Annotated in this window: 13 protein-coding genes; 3 read left to right on the top strand and 10 right to left on the bottom strand. The window is 74.3% G+C overall.

Annotated elements, in window-relative coordinates; translation table 11 throughout:
- Nucleotides 1-89 precede the first annotated feature (89 nt).
- The 8 genes from ACZ462_RS04685 to ACZ462_RS04720 all read right to left on the bottom strand — a co-directional run bounded on the left by ACZ462_RS04685 (nt 90) and on the right by ACZ462_RS04720 (nt 14,676).
- Entirely contained in the window at nt 90-791 is a 702-nt protein-coding gene (locus ACZ462_RS04685) for a response regulator (protein WP_467808492.1), read from the bottom strand.
- A gap of 125 nt (nt 792-916) precedes the next feature.
- Nucleotides 917-3,562 (bottom strand): bifunctional acetaldehyde-CoA/alcohol dehydrogenase, encoded by a 2,646-nt coding sequence (gene adhE, locus ACZ462_RS04690; RefSeq protein WP_467808491.1) that lies wholly within the window; start codon nt 3,560-3,562, stop codon nt 917-919.
- A 52-nt stretch (nt 3,563-3,614) separates the two neighbouring features.
- Nucleotides 3,615-4,403 (bottom strand): pyruvate formate-lyase-activating protein, encoded by a 789-nt coding sequence (gene pflA, locus ACZ462_RS04695; RefSeq protein ID WP_467808489.1) that lies wholly within the window; start codon nt 4,401-4,403, stop codon nt 3,615-3,617.
- Nucleotides 4,400-6,661: a formate C-acetyltransferase gene (pflB, locus tag ACZ462_RS04700; RefSeq protein WP_467808488.1), complete on the bottom strand. Its 2,262-nt coding sequence runs from the start codon at nt 6,659-6,661 to the stop codon at nt 4,400-4,402. Before pflB ends, pflA begins: the two co-directional genes overlap by 4 nt.
- Nucleotides 6,662-6,897: 236 nt before the next feature.
- Nucleotides 6,898-7,788 carry a universal stress protein gene (locus tag ACZ462_RS04705; RefSeq protein WP_467808487.1) on the bottom strand — a complete coding sequence of 297 codons (891 nt, stop codon included), beginning with the start codon at nt 7,786-7,788 and terminating at the stop codon, nt 6,898-6,900.
- A gap of 146 nt (nt 7,789-7,934) precedes the next feature.
- Nucleotides 7,935-10,577, bottom strand: coding sequence for a cation-translocating P-type ATPase (locus ACZ462_RS04710; RefSeq protein ID WP_467808486.1), 2,643 nt, complete (start codon nt 10,575-10,577; stop codon nt 7,935-7,937).
- Nucleotides 10,578-10,759: 182 nt separating this feature from the next.
- Nucleotides 10,760-11,749 (bottom strand): Acg family FMN-binding oxidoreductase, encoded by a 990-nt coding sequence (locus ACZ462_RS04715; protein ID WP_467808485.1) that lies wholly within the window; start codon nt 11,747-11,749, stop codon nt 10,760-10,762.
- 236 nt (nt 11,750-11,985) lie between these two features.
- On the bottom strand, nt 11,986-14,676 hold the full coding sequence (locus ACZ462_RS04720; RefSeq protein ID WP_467808484.1) for a bifunctional acetate--CoA ligase family protein/GNAT family N-acetyltransferase: 2,691 nt from the start codon (nt 14,674-14,676) through the stop codon (nt 11,986-11,988).
- A gap of 247 nt (nt 14,677-14,923) precedes the next feature.
- Here ACZ462_RS04720 and ACZ462_RS04725 point away from each other — a divergent pair, with 247 nt between their 5' ends.
- The 3 genes from ACZ462_RS04725 to ACZ462_RS04735 all read left to right on the top strand — a co-directional run bounded on the left by ACZ462_RS04725 (nt 14,924) and on the right by ACZ462_RS04735 (nt 16,833).
- A complete protein-coding gene (locus ACZ462_RS04725; protein ID WP_467808483.1) occupies nt 14,924-15,568 on the top strand; it encodes a CBS domain-containing protein in 645 nt (214 codons plus the stop codon).
- A 92-nt stretch (nt 15,569-15,660) separates the two neighbouring features.
- On the top strand, nt 15,661-16,320 hold the full coding sequence (locus ACZ462_RS04730) for a CBS domain-containing protein (protein WP_467808482.1): 660 nt from the start codon (nt 15,661-15,663) through the stop codon (nt 16,318-16,320).
- Between the two features lie 21 nt (nt 16,321-16,341).
- On the top strand, nt 16,342-16,833 hold the full coding sequence (locus ACZ462_RS04735; RefSeq protein ID WP_467808480.1) for a CBS domain-containing protein: 492 nt from the start codon (nt 16,342-16,344) through the stop codon (nt 16,831-16,833).
- A gap of 51 nt (nt 16,834-16,884) precedes the next feature.
- On the opposite strand, the gene ACZ462_RS04740 is transcribed toward ACZ462_RS04735, so the two are convergent.
- Complete coding sequence (locus ACZ462_RS04740) at nt 16,885-17,127, bottom strand: DUF1918 domain-containing protein (RefSeq protein ID WP_467808479.1); 243 nt, start codon at nt 17,125-17,127, stop codon at nt 16,885-16,887.
- A gap of 2 nt (nt 17,128-17,129) precedes the next feature.
- Nucleotides 17,130-19,706 carry a cation-translocating P-type ATPase gene (locus ACZ462_RS04745; protein ID WP_467808478.1) on the bottom strand — a complete coding sequence of 859 codons (2,577 nt, stop codon included), beginning with the start codon at nt 19,704-19,706 and terminating at the stop codon, nt 17,130-17,132.
- Nucleotides 19,707-19,730 lie beyond the last annotated feature (24 nt).

Genomic DNA, 19,730 nt, shown 5'->3' on the forward strand with positions numbered 1-19,730 from the left:
CGTCCCCCCCCCCCCCCCCCCCCCCCCCCCCCCCCCCCCCCCCCCCCCCCCCCCCCCCCCCCCCCCCCACCCCTGTGCCGCGGCCTGCCTCAGCGAGGCGCCTTGGCGTCCTGGTTCCGCTCGGACAGCTGGGTGGCCAGGACGGCGGCCTGGACGCGGCGCTCGACGCCGAGCTTGGCCAGCAGGCGGGAGATGTTGTTCTTGACGGTCTTCTCGGCGAGGTAGAGGCGCTTGCCGATCTCCCGGTTGGTCAGGCCCTCCCCCACCAGGGCGAGGATGTCGCGCTCCCGCTCGGTGAGCCCGGCGAGCCCCGGCTGCTCCTCCTTCTGCGGGGCGCCGCCCCGCAGCCGGGCCATCACGCGGGCGGTCGCGCCGGGGTCCAGGAGGGACTGCCCGGAGGCGACGGTGCGCACGGCCGAGACCAGGTCCGTGCCGGTGATCTGCTTCAGGACGTATCCCGACGCACCGGCCATGATCGCGTCGAGGAGCGCCTCCTCGTCGTCGAAGGAGGTCAGCATCAGGCAGTGGAGTTCCGGCATGCGGGAGCGCAGTTCGCGGCAGACGCTCACGCCGTCGCCGTCGGGCAGCCGGACATCCAGGACGGCCACGTCGGGACGCAGGGCGGGGACGCGGGCGAGGGCCTGCTCGGCGGTGCCGGCTTCCCCGACCACCTCCAGGTCGGGCTCGGCGTCCAGCAGGTCGTGCACGCCGCGGCGTACCACCTCGTGGTCGTCGAGGAGGAAGACCTTGACCGGTCCTCGCGTCGGTACGCCGGCGGTCGTGTCCGTCATCATGCAGCTCCGTCATTCCTTTTCCGGCCCCGGGCTCGGGGTCCCTCCAGCAGCCTGCCCTCGACCGGGGTCGGAGGGCCAGGGCCGGATGGCCCTCCTTTTCGGATGCTCGGTCCGGGCCGGGCCTACACCTCCGGTGCCCCGTAGTAGGCGGTTCGCATGATCTCCTCCATGTCGTCGAGCATGGGCATGCGCGGGTTGGCGGGGGCGCACTGGTCCTCGTAGGCGTTCAGGGCCTGGCGCGGAAGCCCGGTGATGAAGGCGGTCTCGTCGACGCCGAGCGCGCGGAACGAGGGTTCGATGCCGACGGCGTCGCGCAGGCGCTCGACGGCGGCGGCGTAGGAGGCGACCCCCTCCGCCGGGGTGGCGGCGGGCAGGCCGTGGGCGCGGGCGATGTCCTGGAAGCGCTCGGGCGCCTGGTAGCTCTCGTATTTCGGCCAGCCGGTGAGCTTGGTGGGGACGGACCCGTTGTAGCGGATGACGTGGGGCAGGAGGATCGCGTTGGTCCGCCCGTGGGCGATGTGGAACGTGGCTCCGAGCGTGTGGGACATGGCGTGGACGATGCCGAGGAAGGCGTTGCCGAAGGCCATGCCGGCGATGGTGCCGGCGTTGTGCATCTTCTCCCGCGCCTTGCGCTGCCGGGCGCCGCTGCCGGTGACGGATGCCTCCAGGTTCCGGAAGACGAGTGCGATGGCGTGCAGTGCGAGGCCGTCGGTGAAGTCGTTCGCGTAGACGGAGACGTACGCCTCCGTGGCGTGGGTGAGGGCGTCGAAGCCGCTGTCGGCCGCGAGCGACGCCGGGAGGCCGGCGGTGAGCACGGGGTCGACGATCGCGACGCTCGGGGTGAGGGCGTAGTCGGCGAGGGGGTACTTCTTGCCGGTCGCCGGGTCGGAGATGACGGCGAAGGGGGTCACCTCGGCGCCGGTGCCGGAGGTGGTGGGGACGCACACGAGCCGGGCCCGCTCTCCGAGCGCGGGGAAGCGGAAGGCGCGTTTGCGGATGTCGGAGAACTTCTGGCGCATGTCGGCGAAGTCGACGTCGGGGTGCTCGTAGAGCAGCCACATCACCTTGGCCGCGTCCATCGGGGAGCCGCCTCCGAGGGCGATGATCGTGTCCGGCCGGAAGTCGCGCATCAGGGCGGCGCCCCGCTGGACGGACTCGATGCTGGGCTCGGGCAGGACGTCGTCGATCACCTGGACGGTCACGGGCTCCGGCCGCTGCGCCAGGACGCGGGTGACGCGGTCGACGTAGCCGAGCCGGGTCATGGTGGAGTCCGTGACGACGGTGACCCGGTGCACACCGGGCATCGAGGCGAGGTAGCGGACGGCCTGCGGCTCGAAGTAGATCTTCGGCGGCACCTTGAACCACTGGAGGTTGTTCTGCCGTGTCGTCACGCGCTTGATGTTGAGCAGCTGGGCGGCCGAGACGTTGTCGGAGACCGAGGTGCTGCCCCATGAGCCGCAGCCGAGGGTCAGCGAGGGCAGGAGGCGGTTGTAGATGCCGCCGATCGCGCCTTGCGAGGAGGGGGAGTTGACGATGATGCGGACGGTCTTCATGCGGCGCCCGTAGCTTTCGGCCAGGGCCGGGTCGGCGGTGTGGATGACGGCGCTGTGGCCCTGCCCGTGGAAGGCCACCATGTCGGCTGCCAGGTCGAATCCGGCCTGTTCGCCGGTCGCGCGGAGGACGGTGAGGACGGGGCAGAGCTTCTCGCGGGTCAGCGGCTCGTCCGGACCGACGTGGGGTGCCTCGGCGAGGATGAGGGAGGTTTCGACCGGCACGGTGAAGCCCGCCTGCTCGGCGATCCACCCCGGGTTCTGGCCCACCGCCGCCGGGTTCACGCGCCCTCGGCGCCCGTCCGGGCCGGGCGGGAAGAGGTAGCTCTCGAGCTTGTGCTTCTCCTCGGGCGTCGCGAGGTACGCGCGGAGGGCGCGGAACTCGTCCAGGGCGTCGTCGTAGATGTCGGAGTCGAGGATGACGGCCTGCTCGGAGGCGCAGATCATGCCGTTGTCGAAGGACTTGGACAGCACGAGGTCGTTGACCGCCCGACGCAGGTCGGCGCTTCGGTGGACGTAGGCGGGGACGTTGCCCGCGCCGACGCCCACGGCGGGCTTCCCCGCGGAGTAGGCGGCCTTGACCATGGCGTTGCCGCCGGTCGCCAGGATCAGCGCGACTCCGGGGTGGTGCATGAGGAGGCGGGTCGCCTCGACGGAGGGCGACTCGATCCACTGGACGCAGTGCTCGGGAGCGCCGGCGGCCACGGCCGCGTCCCGGACGATCCGCGCGGCCTGCGCGCTGCACTCCTGTGCGGAGGGGTGGAAGGCGAAGACGACCGGGTTCCGCGTCTTCAGCGCCAGCAGCGCCTTGAAGACGGTGGTCGACGTCGGGTTGGTGACCGGCGTGACCGCGCACACGACGCCCACGGGCTCGGCGATCTCGATGACGCCGTCGACGTCGTCGCGCGAGATGACGCCGACGGTCTTCGAGCGGGACATGCTGTGGGTGACGTGCTCGCACGCGAACATGTTCTTCGCGGCCTTGTCCTCGAAGACGCCCCGGCCGGTCTCCTCCACGGCGAGCCTCGCGAGGGCGGTGTGCTGGTCGAGAGCCGCCACGGACGCCTTGGCGACGATGCGGTCGATCTGCTCCTGGGTGAAGGAGTCGTAGTCGGCCAGCGCCTTGGAGGCGTTGTCGACCAGCCGGTTCACGGCGACGGCGGTGTCGGACGGGGCGTTCTGTGCGAGGGTCCGCGAACCGCTGTGCGGCTTCGCCATGGGAGCTCCCTGGTTCGGTGGGGCGGGGGACGGTGTCGGTGCGGCGTGCTGTTCAGTCGGCGCGCAGGCCGCGGGCCCGGAACCGCTCCTTGACGCGCTCGACGAGCCCCGCGTCGGGCGCGGGGGTCGAGCGGAGGGGGAACGGGATGCCCAGGGCCTCGTACTTGGGCGCGCCGAGCGTGTGGAACGGCAGGACGTCCACACGCTGCACGCTCTCCAGCCCGGCGGCGAAGGCCGCCAGGCCGTCGACGGCCTCCTCGTCGTCGGTCCAGCCGGGAACGAGGACGTACCGGATCCAGGTGGCGACACCGAGGCGGTTGAGGCGTGCGGCGAAGGTCAGAGTGGGGGCGAGGTCGCCGCCGGTGAGCCGGCGGTACGTCGGAACGTCGAAGGACTTGATGTCGAGGAGCACCAGGTCGGTGTCGGCGAGCAGGCCGTCGTCGGCACGTGCGCCGAGGAGGCCGGAGGTGTCCAGTGCGGTGTGCAGCCCCAGCTCCTTGCAGCCCCGCAGGATCCGGCCCGTGAAGCGGGGCTGGAGGAGCGGTTCGCCTCCGCTGAGGGTCACTCCCCCGCCGGCCGCGGTGAGGAACGGGCGGTACGTCGCGATGTCCGCCACGACGTCGTCCGCGGTGGCCGTGCGGCCGTCGCGCAGGTGCCAGGTGTCCGGGTTCTGGCAGTACAGGCAGCGCAGCGGGCATCCGCTGGTGAAGAGCACGTAGCGGGTGCCGGGCCCGTCGACGCCGGTGGACAGGTCCCAGGAGTGGACACGGCCTGTCACACCGTCGGCGGCGGGGCGGCCCGGCCGGGGCCGGTCGGGGGGTGCGGGGTGCCGGCGGGTCATGTCGCCTCGTGGAAGGTGCGGCTGATGACGTCCCGCTGCTGTTCGCGGGTGAGCCGGACGAAGTTGACGGCGTATCCCGACACGCGGATGGTCAGGTCCGGGTACTTCTCGGGGTGCTCCATGGCGTCCTCCAGGGTGGCCCGGTCCAGGACGTTGACGTTCATGTGGAAGCCGCCGCAGGACGTGTAGGCGTCCAGCAGGCCGACGAGGTGGTGCACGCGGTCCTCGGCGTGGCGCCCCAGGCCGTCCGGGGTGACGGTGGAGGTGAGCGAGATGCCGTCGCGCGCCTCGTCGTAGGGGATCTTGGCGACCGACAGCGCGGATGCGGCCATGCCGTGGAGGTCACGGCCGTTCATGGGGTTGGCGCCGGGCGCGAAGGGCCGGCCGGCGCGGCGGCCGTCGGGGGTGTTGCCGGTGTGCTTGCCGTAGACGACGTTGGAGGTGATGGTGAGCACCGACTGCGTGTGCTCGGCGTCCCGGTAGGTGCGGTGGCGCCGCACCTTGGCCATGAAGGAGCGGACCAGTCCGACCGCGATGCCGTCGGCGCGGTCGTCGTTGTTCCCGTACGCCGGGTAGTCGCCTTCGACCTCGTAGTCGACCGCGAGTCCGGTGTCGTCCCGGATCACCCTGACGCGTGCGTGCCTGACGGCCGAGAGGCTGTCGGCCGCCACGGACAGGCCCGCGATGCCGCAGGCCAGGGTGCGCTGCACGGGGTGGTCGTGCAGCGCCATCTCCAGGCGCTCGTAGGCGTACTTGTCGTGCATGAAGTGGATGACGTTCAGGGCGTTCACGTACGTCTCGGCCAGCCAGTCCAGGACGCGGTCGTAGGCGGCGGCCAGCTCGTCGTGGTCGAGGTACTCGCCGGTGAGCGGCGGGGCCGGCGGGGCGACCTGCTCCCCGGTCATCTCGTCGCGGCCGCCGTTGACGGCGTACAGCAGCGCCTTGGCCAGGTTGACGCGCGCCCCGAAGAACTGCATCTGCTTGCCGACCGCCATGGCGGAGACGCAGCAGGCGATCGCGGTGTCGTCACCGGTGCGGGGGCGCGTCAGCTCGTCCGATTCGTACTGGAGGGAGCTGGTGTCGATGGACGCGCGGGCGCAGAACCGCTTGAAGCCGTCGGGGAGCCGGGGGGACCAGAGGACGGTGAGGTTGGGTTCGGGGGCGGGGCCGAGGTTGTAGAGCGTCTGGAGGAAGCGGAAGGACGTGCGGGTGACCAGCGGCCGCCCGTCGGTGCCCATGCCGCCGATGGACTCGGTCACCCAGGTCGGGTCGCCGGAGAAGAGCTCGTCGTACTCGGGGGTGCGCAGGAAGCGGACGATGCGGAGCTTGATCACGAAGTCGTCGACCAGCTCCTGCGCGCGGCTCTCGTCGATGAGCCCGGCGGCGAGGTCCCGCTGCAGGTACACGTCCAGGAAGGTGGAGGTGCGGCCGAGGGACATCGCTGCGCCGTTCTGCTCCTTCACCGCGGCCAGGTAGCCGAGGTAGAGCCACTGCACGGCCTCGTGGGCCGTCGCGGCGGGCCGGGAGACGTCGCAGCCGTAGCCGGCTGCCATCCGGGTGAGCTCCTGCAGCGCGCGGATCTGCTCGGCGAGTTCCTCGCGGTCCCTGATGACGGGTTCCGCGGAGGGCAGGGCGTCCAGGGCGGCACGCTCGGCACGCTTGGCCGCGATGAGGCGGTCCACGCCGTACAGCGCCACCCGGCGGTAGTCGCCGATGATCCGGCCGCGGCCGTAGGCGTCCGGCAGGCCGGTGATGATGCCCGCCTTGCGGGCCGCGCGCATCTGCGGGGTGTAGGCGTCGAAGACGCCGTCGTTGTGGGTCTTGCGGTAGGTCCCGAAGACGCGGGTGATGAAGGGGTCGGGCTCGTATCCGTACGCGCGCAGGCTGTTCTCCACCATGCGCAGGCCGCCGTTGGGCATGATCGCCCGCTTGAGCGGGGCGTCGGTCTGGAGGCCCACGATCAGCTCGCGGTCGCGGTCGATGTAGCCGGGGGCGTGCGAGGTGATGGAGGACGGGGTGGCGGGGTCGACGTCGAGGACGCCCTTGCGGCGCTCCTCGGGGAACAGCGCGGTGATCTTTCCCCAGACCGCAAGGGTCCGCTCGGTCGGTCCGGCGAGGAAGTCCGCGCCGCCCTCGTACGGGGTGTAGTTGGCCTGGATGAAGTCGCGCACGTCGATCCGCTCGCGCCAGCGCCGCCCCTCGAAGCCGTCCCATGCCGGGCGGGCGACGTGCACGTCGCCGTCTGCCACCACGGTCATTCCTGCCTCCGTACGGTCCGCGGGGCGTCCCGGCGGATCCGGTGACGCCTTCCTGATCCGATCCTCGCCGCGGGGCGGAGGGGGGCGCAGGGGCCGTCGGGGTGCGGTCGCCGTGCCGTACGGCCTTGCCGGCCGCCCTCGGCAGGGCCGTTGGTCCCGGTCGCCCGCACGCCGCACCGCACATGCGCCGGTGCCGACGGCCGGGTGGGGGCCGTCGGCACCGGGGCGGGCGGGCGTCAGTCGTGCGGTACCACGGCCACCGGCGCCGAGCAGTGGTGCAGCGCCGCGTGCGTCACCGATCCGATGTGCGCGCCGATCCGCGAGCGCCGGTTGCGGCGGCCCACCACGACGAGCCCTGCGCCGCGGGCCGCCTCCAGCAGGGCGGGGACCGGCCGGCCGAGCCGGCAGTCCTGGGTGACGGCGACGTCGGGGTACTTGTTCCGCCACTGCGCCAGGACCTCGGTCAGCGCTCCTTCCTTCGCCGCGGCCACCTCGCCCTGCAGTGCGACGACGGCCGCCGTCGGCTCCGGGCTGGACAGCGGCGGGAACTGCCAGGTGTGCAGGACGTGCAGCGGGACCCGGTGGCGTTCCGCGTGGGCGAAGGCGAACTCCAGGAGTTCGTCGCACGGGTGGTCGATGTCGACGCCCAGGACGGCCCGGCCGCGCCCCCGCTCCGTCCGGGGCTTCGGTGCGGGCGCCGGCACGGGCGGCGCATCGGCCCGGACCAGTACGACGGGGTGCTCGCTGCGGGCGACGACGGACAGCGCGACGGAACCGACCATGAAGCCGGTGAAGGCGCCGAGTCCGCGGGAGCCGAGGACGAGCAGTTCGGAGTCCCGGGCGGCCTCGCACAGGGTCCGTGCGGGGTCGCCGCACCGCTGCGCCGTCTCGACGGCGATGTCCGGGTGGTCCTTCCGGACCTGCTCGGCGGCGGTCCGCGGGGCGCGCTCGGCCCAGTGGCGCCGGGTGTCGGGGCCGATCAGCGGTGTGTGCACATCCGGTTCGAGGTTCCACACGTGGAGCAGCCGCAGGGGGAGGCGGCGGCGGCGCGCTTCCTCCGCGGCCCATTCGACCGCGGCGAGGCTCTCTCGGGACCCGTCGAGACCGACGGTGACGAAGCGGGACATGGGGACCTCCGGGTCGGGTGCTGGTGGGGTGGCTCGTTCAGAGTGGCGATCGGCGATGCGCCGTGGGAGGGGCCGTATGTCCCTGCCGGAGGGCCCGGAGGCCCGGTCCGGGTGCGGACGCCCCGGCGGCCGGAGCGGCGGCGGCCTCACGCCGGTCGGCTGAAGCGCGCGGCGGTGAAGCCGAGGAGGCCCACGGCGGCCGCTGTGCCGGCCCCCGCCCAGCCGAGCGGTTCGGTGTGCAGGACCGCCTGGAGGAACGGCAGGTGGAGTGCCGCGGCCGCGAGTGCGGCCGATCCCGCCACGGCGGCCGGGAGGAAGAGGTTGTCGCGGCTCAGGAGCCGGTCGCGCAGGCCCAGCACCACACCGAGCTGTGCGGCCAGCAGGGCGAGGAACAGCACGCTCTGCCATGGGGCGCCGAGGGTTCTGGCGGCGGCACCGGCGGCGAGCGACGCGCCGGTCACCACCGCTCCCAGGAAACAGATCCGCTGCCACAGCCCGTCGCCCAGGACGTGCTGTCCGGGGGGCCTGGGGGGCCGCCGCATGGCCCCGGGCGAGACCGGCTCAGCGCCCATCGCCACTCCGGTGAGGCCGTGCGTGAGCAGGTTGATCCACAGGATCTGCCCGGCGCGCAGGGGCAGCGGCAGGCCCAGTGCCGGACCGGCGAGCATCACGAGGATCTCCGCGGTGCCGCCGGCCAGGGCGTAGAGGAGGAAGCGGCGGATGTTGTCGTAGACGCGCCGGCCCTCTTCGACCGCGGCGACGACGGTCGACAGTTCGTCGTCCGTGAGCACGAGGTCGGCCGCCTGGCGGGCGACCTCGGTGCCCCGTTGGCCCATGGCGACGCCGATGTCCGCCTTGCGCAGCGCGGGACCGTCGTTGACGCCGTCTCCGGTCATGGCCGTGACGTGGCCGCGCGCCTGCCATGCCTGCACGATGTCGAGCTTCTGCTCGGGGTTCGTGCGGGCGAAGACCCGTACGCCGGTGGGATCGGGCACCTCCCCGGCCGCCAGTGCCCGGCCGGTGGCCACGGTGTCCGCGTCGCCGGCGAGGCCGACACGGGCGGCGATCGCCCCGGCCGTGGCCGGGTGGTCGCCGGTGATCAGCACGGGCGTGATGCCCGCCGCCCGGCAGTCGGCCAGGGTCTTGCGCGCCGCCGCCTTGGGCGGGTCGTCGAGCGCGGCGAGCCCCAGCAGTCGCAGCCCGCTCTCGGCGTCCCGCGCCCGGGCGGGCAGCCTCTCGCGTCGGCCCGACGCCACGGCGAGCACCCGGTAGCCCTGGGCGGCCAGGGCCGCCGCCTGCTCCCTCGCACGGTCCAGCAGGTGCGGGGCCTCGTCCAGGACGGCGGGGGCGAGGACCGCTTCGGGCGCGCCCTTGAGGCAGACGAGCACGTCGCCCTCGGGGGTGCCGTGCACCGTCGTCATGCGCTTGCGGACGCTGTCGAAGGGTTCCTCGTCCCTCCGGGGGTACGGGGCGTGCAACTCCTCGCGGCTGCGGCATCCCGCCTTGGCCGCCGCGGCGAGCAGGGCGGCCTCGGTCGGGTCGCCGAGCGCCGACCAGGAGGTGTCTCCGGAGCCGGGCTCGGGCGGCTTGAGACCGGAGTCGTTGCAGAGGACGGCCGCGGTGAGCAGGTCCCGTACGTCGTCCAGGTCCGCCTCGTCCCCGCCGGGTGAGGTCCTGCGGACCTCACCCTCGGGCTCGTACCCGGAGCCCGTGAAAGCGGTTTCGCCCTCCCCCGGCGTCCACACCCGTTCGACCACCATCCGGCCCTCCGTGAGGGTGCCGGTCTTGTCGGTGGCCAGTACCGTCACCGAGCCCAGGGTCTCGACGGCTGGCAGGCGCCGCACCAGGGCGTGCCGTGCCGCCATGCGGCGCGCCCCCAGAGCGAGGGCCAGGGTGACGACGGCCGGCAGGGACTCCGGAACGGCCGCCACCGCGAGGCTGATCGCGGTCACGGCCATGATCCCCGGGGCGGTTCCCCTTGCCAGGCCGAGAACGAAGAACACCAGGCACAGGCCCACGGCGACCACGGCCAGCACCCGTCCCAGGGCGGCCAGCCGGTGCTGGAGCGGCGTCGGCTGGGGGCGGGTGTCGAGCAGTTCGGCGATCCGGCCCAGGGCGCCGGCCGCTCCGGTCGCCGTCACGCATGCCACTCCCCGGCCGCGTACGACCACGGTGCCCGCGTGGAGCGCCGACTCCTCCTGTCCGTCCGGTCCTGCGGCCTTGTCCACGGGCACCGACTCACCGGTCAGCATGGACTCGTCGACCAGCAGGGACGCCGCCCGCAGGAGCCGGGCGTCGGCCGGGACGATGTCGCCCTCGCCGAGCAGCAGTACGTCGCCCGGCACCACCGCCGAGGACGGGACCTGCCGCTCGGCACCGCCCCGGCGTACGCGGGCGGTCGGTGCCGACATGGCCGTCAGCGCCGCGACGGCCCGGTCCGCACGCACCTCCTGGACGACACCCACGGCCGTGTTCACCACGATCACCAGGGCGATCACGGCGGAGTCGGTGTAGTCGCCGATCGCCACGGTCAGGGCGATGGCGCCGAGCAGCACCATGATCAGCGGATCGCGCAGCTGCGTCAGCACGCGGGCGTACAGGGGGACGGGGCGTGCCGTGGCGACCGTGTTGGGGCCGTGGGCGAGGAGGCGCCGTGCCGCCTCGTCGTCGGTGAGCCCGGCCTCCCACCGCTGCGGCGGCCCGTCCGCCGGCGGCTCCTGCCCGGTCGGCGGCTCGTCCCGCCCGGCCCGTGGGCGCGCGTCGTCCACGCCCGCAGCGGTGTTCGTCATGAATCCTCCTCGCGCGCCCGGCAGCCTTCGCGCCGCGGGCGGTCGCTCCCCACGCTGCCATCGGGGCGGCGGGCGGGGCAGGGCCGCCGAGTCCCGGAACGAGACCGAAGGTCCCGGCCTCCACGGCCGGGCCGGCGCGAGGCCCGCGGCGGGCCGGGCGGGTGAGGACGGCGACGGCGGTGTCACGCGAAGGTGAGGACCTCGGCCACCGGCCGGCGCGGGGTTGCCGTACCGGCGGGGCCGTAGCCGAGGCGGAACACCATGTCGACGAAGCCGATCGGGGCGGCGGGATCGCGGGCGGACGACCGGAGTTCGGGCCATTCGAGCGGCTGCGACATCAGCGAGGTCGCGAGGCCGTCGAGGGTGGCCTGCAGGAGCACGCGCTCCATGGCCTGCCCTGCCCGGAGCCAGTCCGCGGGCGTGTCCTCCACGGTGCCGAGCAGCGCGATCTGGGGGTGCTTCTCGTAGACGGCCGCGGTCCGGCCGGCGACCTGGCGGTCGGCGTCGAAGTCCCGGACGGGGGCGCTGACGTCGTACTGCCGCGGCCCGAGCGCGGAGGCGGGGATGCCGTCGGCCGGTGACCCATCCGGCCTGCCCGTGCGCGTCCAGTGGGCGATCTCCGCGCGGACGGCGTCGTGTGCGGCTTCGAGGAACCCGGCGTCGTGCACCAGGTCCATCACCGTGGTGGCGTGGAGGGCTCCGGGCGTGATCAGGCGGCAGCCTTCGAGCAGGGCCGCCGAGCAGAGCCCGTCGAGGATCGGCTCGGGGATCTTCTCGTCGGAGAACGGGAAGCGGCTGGTGTGCCGCCGCCGCAGCGCGGGGTGGAGGTCGGCGAGCGCCTGGTCCGGGGTGCCGGACCGGTGCAGGAGGACGTCGGCCAGGTGCCAGGGGTCGCCGGGGTCCGGCAGCAGCCGGGCGTCGGCGGTCCATCCCCGGTGGGCGGCGGCAACGCGCAGGTTGAACAGGGCGGCGCCGCACCCCAGGTGCAGCGCGCGGAGCTCGGGGTCGCCGTGGGGAAGGGTGCGCTCGGGATCGCCGTACAGCGCCAGCGAGCCGCTGCCGGTGCGGTGGACGAACTTCCAGGGCTGGGCGTTGTGCATGGAGGGCGCCGTCACGGCGTCCTCGACCAGCGCCGTCACGAGCGCCGCGTCGGGTTGTTCTGCGGGGGACACGGTTCCTCCTGGCTGCGGGAAACGGGCGGTACGGACAAGGGGCCTATACAGAGCATGCCGCGCGCCGCCCCGCCGGTGCGGGATACGCGAGCCGCCGCTCCGGCGCCGTTCGGCCGCGCTGGCGCCGGCAGCGGGGCGGCCTTCGCCCTCGCGGCCCGGCGCACCCCGGCCGCCGCTGGTGGCGGGCTCCCCGTACGGTGCGGACGGCACGGTCCGGGTGGCGGCCGGCGGGGAGGTCAGCGGAGCCGGCGCAGATAGGGGTCGTACGCCTGGGCGGGTGCCAGCCGCAGGCGGACGTCGACGACGTCGATGCCGTCGGGGCGGGCGATGACGGGGTTGAGATCCGCTTCGGCCAGCTGCGGAAGGTCGCCCGCCATCCGGGACAGCCGCGACAGGAGTCGGCCGAGGCCTTCCAGATCGACCGGTCGGGCGCCGCGGTGGCCGAAGAGCAGGGGGGCGCATCGGGGCGCGCCGACGAGGTCGTGCACGTCCCGTTCGGTCAGCGGCGCCAGTCGGGCGGCGTGGTCGGCGAGCACCTCGGTCGCCGTGCCGCCCATGCCGAACACCACCAGCGGCCCGAAGACCGCGTCCTGGACGACACCGGCGAAGAGCTCCACCCCGCCGGGCGCCATGGGCTGCACGAGGACGCCGGCGAGCCTTTCGGGGGAGCGCTCGGCCAGGTCCCGGTAGGCGGCGGCCACCTGGGCGTCGTCGCGCAGGTCGAGCCGGACGGCGCGTTCCTCGCTCTTGTGGACGAGCCCCGGCCAGTACGCCTTCAGCACCGCCCCGCCGTTCCCGCGGCGGAGCCGGCGGGCGGCCAGGACGGCATCCGACTCGTTCCGCGCCCATGCCCACGGGATCTGGGGGACGCCGTAGCAGTCCAGGAGGACGGCGCAGGTGTCGGGATCGGTCCAGCCGCCGTCGGGGTGGGCGGCGAGGTACTCGGCGACGGCCCGGGTCGCGCGGGGGGTGTCGACGCCGCGGAGGTCCGCCGGGGTTCCCGCCGGGCGGGCGAGCCAGTCGGTGCGGTCCGCGGCGTGCGCCAGTGCCTGCACCGCGGACCGCGGGTCGGCGTAGGCGGGCACGGTGACGTCGTGGCCGGTCAGGCAGCGGGCCGATTCGGCCTGGCCGGGCAGCACGACGGCAAGGGGGAAGGGGTGTTCCCGCGCGGTGCGGACGACGGAGCGGAGGAGGTCGTCGCCCGTGGCGGTGGCGACGGCCGTGGGAACCAGGGAGACGATCAGGGCGTCCACCTCTCCGCTTCCGATCAGCAGGGCCAGGCACCGGCGCATCTGGTCCTCGGAAACGGCAGCGGTGGTGTCGACCGGGTTGTCGGCGGCGGCGCCGCCGGGGAGGGCTCGGAGCAGCCGCCCGGCCGCCTCCGGCGACAGGGCCGGTACGGCCAGCCCGGCCTCGACCGCGGCATCCGCGGCGAGGACGCCGGTGCCGCCGGCGTTGGAGACCACGGCGACCCGCCGGCCGGCCGGCAGCGGCTGGGAGTGCAGGAACGCGGCCGTGTCGAGGAGTTCGGCGACACTCCGGGTGGAGGTGACGCCGGCCTGCCGGAAGAGCGCCTGGCGGGTCATGGTGGGCGTCGCCGCGGCCGCCGTGTGCGAGGCGGCGGCCCGGCGGCCGACCTCCGTGCGCCCGGCGTCGACGGTCAGCACGGGGACGCTGCGGGTCACCCGGCGGGCGGTGCGGGAGAAGGCACGGGCGTTCCCGAACGACTCCAGGTGCAGCAGCGCCAGGTCGGTCCGGCCGTCGGTCTCCCACCACTGGAGCATGTCGTTGCCGCTGACGTCGTACTTGTCGCCGAGCGAGACGAAGGTCGAGACGCCGATGCCCAGCCGGGACAGTCCGGCCAGCAGGGCGATGCCCACACCGCCGGACTGCACGGCGACGCCGGCCGTCCCCGGGCTGGGCAGGTCGGCGGCGAAGGTGGCGTCCAGGCGCACGCCGTCCTCGGTGTTGGCGAGGCCCAGGCAGTTCGGGCCGACGAGCCGCATCCCGTACCGGCGGCATGCCGACAGCAGGCCGCGCCCCTGGTCGCGGTCCATACCGGCCGACACCACCAGCAGGGCCCGCACTCCGTGCCTGCCGCACTCCTCCGCGACGGGCGGGACGGCCGCGGCCGGCACGGCCAGGACGGCGAGGTCGGGTGGCCCGGGCACGTCGGACACCGAGCGGTAGGTGGTGGCGCCGAGGACGGCGGGTGCCGCGGGGTGCACGGCGTACAGCCGGCCGTCGAAGCCGCCTCGGAGCAGGTTGCGCAGGATGGCGCGCCCGACGGAGCCCGGCCGCCTCCCGGGCCCCACCACCGCGACCGACCGCGGCCTGAGCAGCGGCTGGAGGCTGGCGACGTCCGCCGTCCGGCCGCGTGCCTCGACGGCGGACAGGTACGTTTCGTCGGCCTCCAACCGCACCAGGCAGTGGACCTCCGGCCCGTCGAAGCGCCGCGTGACGCTCAGCCCCAGGTCCGCGAAGACCTTGAGCACGTCGCGGTTCTCCGACAGCGCGTCGGCCGCGAACGCCGTGATGCCGTCGCTCCTCGCCGCGGACGCGGCATGCTCCAGGAGCACCGTCCCCACGCCCCTGCGGTGCCAGCGGTCCGCGACCGCCAGCGCCAGGTCCGCCTGGTCGGTGCCCGGCAGCCGGTCGTACTCGACGAGCCCGATCGCCTCGCCCGCCGCCTCGGCGATCAGGGCCCTGCGCCCCGGTCCGGCCGGACGGCACACCCGGTCGGCCGACTGCTCCGCCGAGTGCCGGTTCGCCGTGAAGAACCGCAGGCGCAGGTTCTCCGGCGACATCTGGTCGTAGAACGCGGCCACCTCCCGCAGGTCCTCCTGCCGGACCGGGCGGACGGACACGGTCGCCCCGTCCGCGAGGAGGACGTGGACCTCCCGCGGTGCAGCAGCCGCCGTCGCCATGGCCGCCTCCTCCGAAACCGTGCCGGGGATCCGCGCCTCCTCCCATCGTGGCCCTCCCGGCCCCTCCTGTCCTCGGCCGCCGCGCCGCCCCGCTCCCTGGGGCCGTTCGGACCCTCCGCCGGGGCCCACAGGGCCCCTCCTCGCGCACGGGCTCCGGGTGGTCAGATGGAGGAAGGGTTCGACCCGGCCTGCGCGGGCCCACGGGCTGCCGCAGGTCCTATGACCGAACACGGCGAAGGAGCCGGTCATGCCCGCATCCCGCTACACCGTCAGCGACGTCATGACGCACACGGCCGTGGCCATCGGCCGCGAGGCGTCGTACAAGGAGATCGTCGAGCTGATGAACGAATGGAAGGTGAGTGCGGTTCCCGTCCTGGAAGGCGAGGGCCGCGTGGTCGGCGTCGTCTCCGAGGCCGACCTGCTGCCCAAGGAGGAGTTCCGCCGCGAGGAGCCCCGCCTTCCGGAGCAGTTGGAGGAGGCGTCCAAGGCCGGCGGCGTACTCGCCGAGGACCTGATGTCCAGCCCGGCGATCACCGTCCACCCGGGCGCGGCCATCGCCGAGGCGGCCCGCATCATGGCCCGCAGGCACGTCAAGCGGCTGCCGGTGGTGAACGACGTCGGCCTGCTGGAAGGCGTCGTCAGCCGCAGCGACCTGCTGAAGGTGTTCCTGCGGCCGGACGAGGAGCTGGAGGAGGAGATCCACCGGACCGTCCTGGCGGAGGTCGCGCCCGGCGTGTCCGTGGACCTCTCCGTCCGGGACGGTGTCGTCACCGTGCGCGGACCGCTGCACGACCGCGCCCTGGTCCCCCTCCTGGCCCGCGCCATCCGCACCGTCGAGGGGGTCGTCGACGTCCGGATGGAACTCGACGGGGCGGTTTCGGCCACCGCGTAGCCCGACGCGCGCGCTGCCCCGGCAGCGGGTATGACGGATCCGGACCGGCCGGCCCCCTCGGGGCCCGGCCGCAACGGCGGAAGGAGAAAGCGGTGAGGCACAGAGAAGTGGGCGAGCTGATGACCCGCGAGGTCGTCACGGTCCCCCCGCACGCCACCTTCAAGGACCTCGTGCGCGCCCTCGGCGAGCACGGGGTGTCCGCGGTGGCCGTCACCGATGCCGCGGGGCACCCGCTCGGCGTGGTCTCCGAGGGTGATCTGCTGCCCAAGTCGGCCGACCAGGGGGACTGGTACCGCTCGCTGCCGCGTTCCGAACCATGGGAGAGCGACAAGGCCGCCGGCACGAAGGCGGAGGAGCTCATGTCGGCGCCGGCGGTCTGCGCGCGGCCCGACTGGACCGTGGCGGAGGCGGCCCGGCTCATGGAGAGCCAGCACGTCAAGCGGCTGCTCGTCGTCGACGAGTCGGACGTCCTCGTGGGCGTCGTCACCCGCGGCGACCTGCTGCGGATCTTCCTGCGCGACGACGACGCCATCCGGCACGAGATCACCGGGGACATCCTCGACCGGACTCTGCACGTGGAACCCTCGGCCGTGTCCGTCGAGGTGGCGGACGGGCAGGTGACCCTGCACGGCGTGGTGCGCTTCCGGAGCCTCATCCCCGTCGTGGAGCGGCTGTGCCGCACCGTCGACGGCGTCGTACGGGTCACCGAACAGCTCGCGTGGGAGACCGACGACACGGGCACGGGTCGCTGAGCCAGGGGAAGGAGCCCGACGATGAAGGTGTCCGCGTCCATGTCCGCGCCCGCCGTGGCCGTCACCGCCACGGCGACCATCGGTGAAGCGGCCCGCCGGATGGGGGCTCACGGCGTCGGCTGCCTCGTCGTGACGGAGGGCGGCGTACTGCGCGGCATCGTCACCGACCGCGACATCGCCCTGCGCGCGGTGGCCTCAGGCCTCGACCGCGACGATCCGGTACGGGAGGTCATGACCACCCCGGTCGTCACCGTCGGAGCGGCCGACGACATCCACGCGGCGTACCGGATCTTCCGCAGCAGCGGCGTCCGGCGCCTTCCCGTCCTGGACGGGCAGCGTGTCGTGGGTGTGCTGACGGTCGACGACCTGCTGATGGACGTCTTCCGGAGGGTGGCGGACCTGCTCGGCCCGGTCGCCTGGAGCGTCCTGGAGGAGCCTCCCGGGCCCCGCGACGAGATCGGCCCGCGCGCACCGGCGGGCGGAGGGAGTCCGCCGGCCGCTCCGGGATACTGACTCCGGGATCCTGATCGGGGGCCCGGCCCGCTGAGGCCGCTTCGGGAGCGGCTACCCCCTCTCGCCGTGCCTTTCGTGCAGGTGCCGGACGTGGGCGTCCGGACCCGGGAAGAACACGGACGTACGGCCGGTGTCGGACCAGCGGACGTCGTACGGAGGGGTTCCGTCGGCGTGGTGGAGGGCGATGACCTCGCCGTCCCTTCCCGGTGTGCCCACGGTGGGCCCGCCCACGACGATCTGGTCGCCGACCTCGGCGTGGAGGCCGGGGCCGTGTTCCGATGCGAAGGTGTTCATGATCATGCCTTTCCGCGGAATGCTCCCCGCAGCAGCCGGGCGGCCGCGAAGGCCGCGAGAGCGGCCGCGGCCGCGAGCTGGACACCGGTCCAGCCCACGGGCTCGGTGTCCAGGAGGGACCGCAGGGCGGGGACGTGCAGGGCCGCCATGGCCAGTGCGGCGGCTCCGGCCACGGAGGCCGGAAGGAAGAGGTTTTCCCTGGTCAGCAGGCGGGAGCGGAGGCCGAGAGCGACGCCCAGCTGGGCTGCGAGGAGGGCCAGGAAGAGCACGCTCTGCCAGGGCAGGCCCATGGCCGCGGCCGTGACGCCGGCGAGCAGGCTGACCGCCGTCACCGCGGCGGCCAGGATGAGCAGGCGCTGCCACACGCCGGCGGCGAGGATGTGCCGGTCCGGGGGGCGGGGCGGGCGCCGCATGGCCTCGGGTGAGACGGGTTCCGCGCCCATGGCCACGCCCGTGAGGCCGTGGGTGAGGAGGTTGATCCACAGGATCTGTCCCGCGCGGAGCGGCAGGGGCAGGCCGAGCACCGGGCCGATCAGCATCACGAGGATCTCGGCGGTTCCGCCGGCCAGGCCGTAGACGAGGAAGCGCCGGATGTTGTCGTAGACGCGGCGCCCTTCCTCGACGGCCTTGACCACGGTGGAGAGCTCGTCGTCGGTGAGGACGAGGTCGGCGGCCTGGCGGGCCACCTCGGTGCCGCGGGCGCCCATGGCGACGCCGATGTCCGCCTGGCGGAGGGCGGGGCCGTCGTTGACGCCGTCGCCGGTCATGGCGGTGACGGCGCCGCGGGCCCGCCAGGCGCGGACGATGTCCAGCTTCTGCTGCGGGTCGGTGCGGGCGAAGATCCGTATCCCGGTCAGGTCCGTGTCAGGTGCGGCGGCAAGCTCGGGGCCGGTCATCACCTCGGCGGCCTCCCCCTCGCGGACGAGGCCGGTGCGCTCGGCGGTGGCGCGTGCCGTCTCGGGGTGGTCGCCGGTGATCAGGACCGAGGTGATGCCCGCCTCCCGGCAGGCCGCCAGGGTGGCGGCGGCAGCGGCCTTCGGCGGGTCGCTGATGGCGATCAGGCCGAGCAGGTGCAGCCCCTGCTCGGCTTCGGCGGCCGGCAGGTCCCACAGGAGGCGCTCGGTGCCCGCCACGGCCAGGACGCGGAACCCGCGGGCGGCCAGCGCGGCGGCCTCCCGGCGGGACCGGTCCAGCACTGCCGGCGGGTCCGCCAGCACGCGGGGCGTGAGGACGGCCTCGGGTGCTCCTTTGAGGCAGACCAGCACGTTCCCGTCGGGCAGGTGGTGCACCGTCGTCATCCGCTTGCGCAGGCTGTCGAAGGGGGCCTCCGCGATCCGGGGGCAGTCCCGGCGCAGCTCGGCCGCGGTGGGGCAGCCGGCTTTCGCGGCGGCTGCCAGCAGGGCGGCCTCCATGGGATCGCCCACCGCGCTCCAGGTGTCCGCACCGGACCCGGGCGGTTTGAGGCTCGCGTCGTTGCACAGCGCCGCGGTGGTCAGCAGCTCCCGCAGCGGGCGGAGCTCGTCAAGCGTCATCGTGCGGCCCGCGCGCGTCAGCTGCCCGTGCGGCTCGTAGCCGCCGCCCGACACGTCGGCGGCGCCGGACGGCGTCCAGAGGTGCTGGACGACCATACGGCCCTCGGTGAGGGTGCCGGTCTTGTCGGTGGCCAGCACGCTCACGGACCCCAGGGTCTCGACGGCGGGCAGGCGGCGGACGAGCGCGCCCCGCGCCGCCATCCTGCGGGCTCCGAGCGCGAGGGCGAGGGTCACCACGGCGGGAAGGGACTCGGGCACGGCGGCGACGGCCAGGCTGACGGCCGTGACGGCCATCGTGCCCGGCGGGAGGCCCCGCAGCAGGCCCAGGGTGAAGACCAGCAGGCACAGGCCGAGGGTGACGACGGCCAGGACCCGCCCGAGGGAGGCGAGCCGGCGCTGGAGCGGAGTGGGGTCGTGGCCGCCGTCGAGCAGGGCGGCGATGCGGCCGAGGGCGCTCGCCGGGCCCGTGGCCGTGGCGGTGGCGGTACCCCTGCCCCGTACGACGACGGTGCCCGCGCTCACCGGCCGGCCCGGGGCCTTGTCGACGGGCACGGACTCGCCGGTGAGCATGGACTCGTCCATCAGGAGCGCGGACGCCTCGGTGAGGTCGGCGTCCGCGGCGACGATGTCGCCCTCGCCCAGCAGCAGGGTGTCCCCCGGGACCACGAGCGCCGCTGCCACCTCGTGCGGGGCTCCGTCGCGCAGCACCCGGGCGTGCGGGGCCGAGAGGGCGGAGAGCGCGGCGACGGCCCGGCCCGCCCGGACCTCCTGGGCGACGCCCACGGAGGTGTTGACGACGATCACCAGTCCGATGACGACCGCGTCCGGGTGGTCGCCGATGGCGATGGTGAGCACGGCGGCTCCGAGCAGCACCATGATCAGCGGATCCCGGAGCTGGGCGAGCACACGGCGGATCAGCGGCGTCGGCGGGGGCGGCGGCACCTCGTTGCGGCCGTGGCGGACCAGCCGGCGTTCCGCCTCGGCCTGGGACAGCCCCCGGGACTCCGGGGACCGGACAGGCTGTGCGGCGGTCGTCCGGCCGGTCATGTCGGCCTCAGCCCTCCCGCCCCG

The organism is Streptomyces sp. NPDC031121, assembly GCF_055570615.1.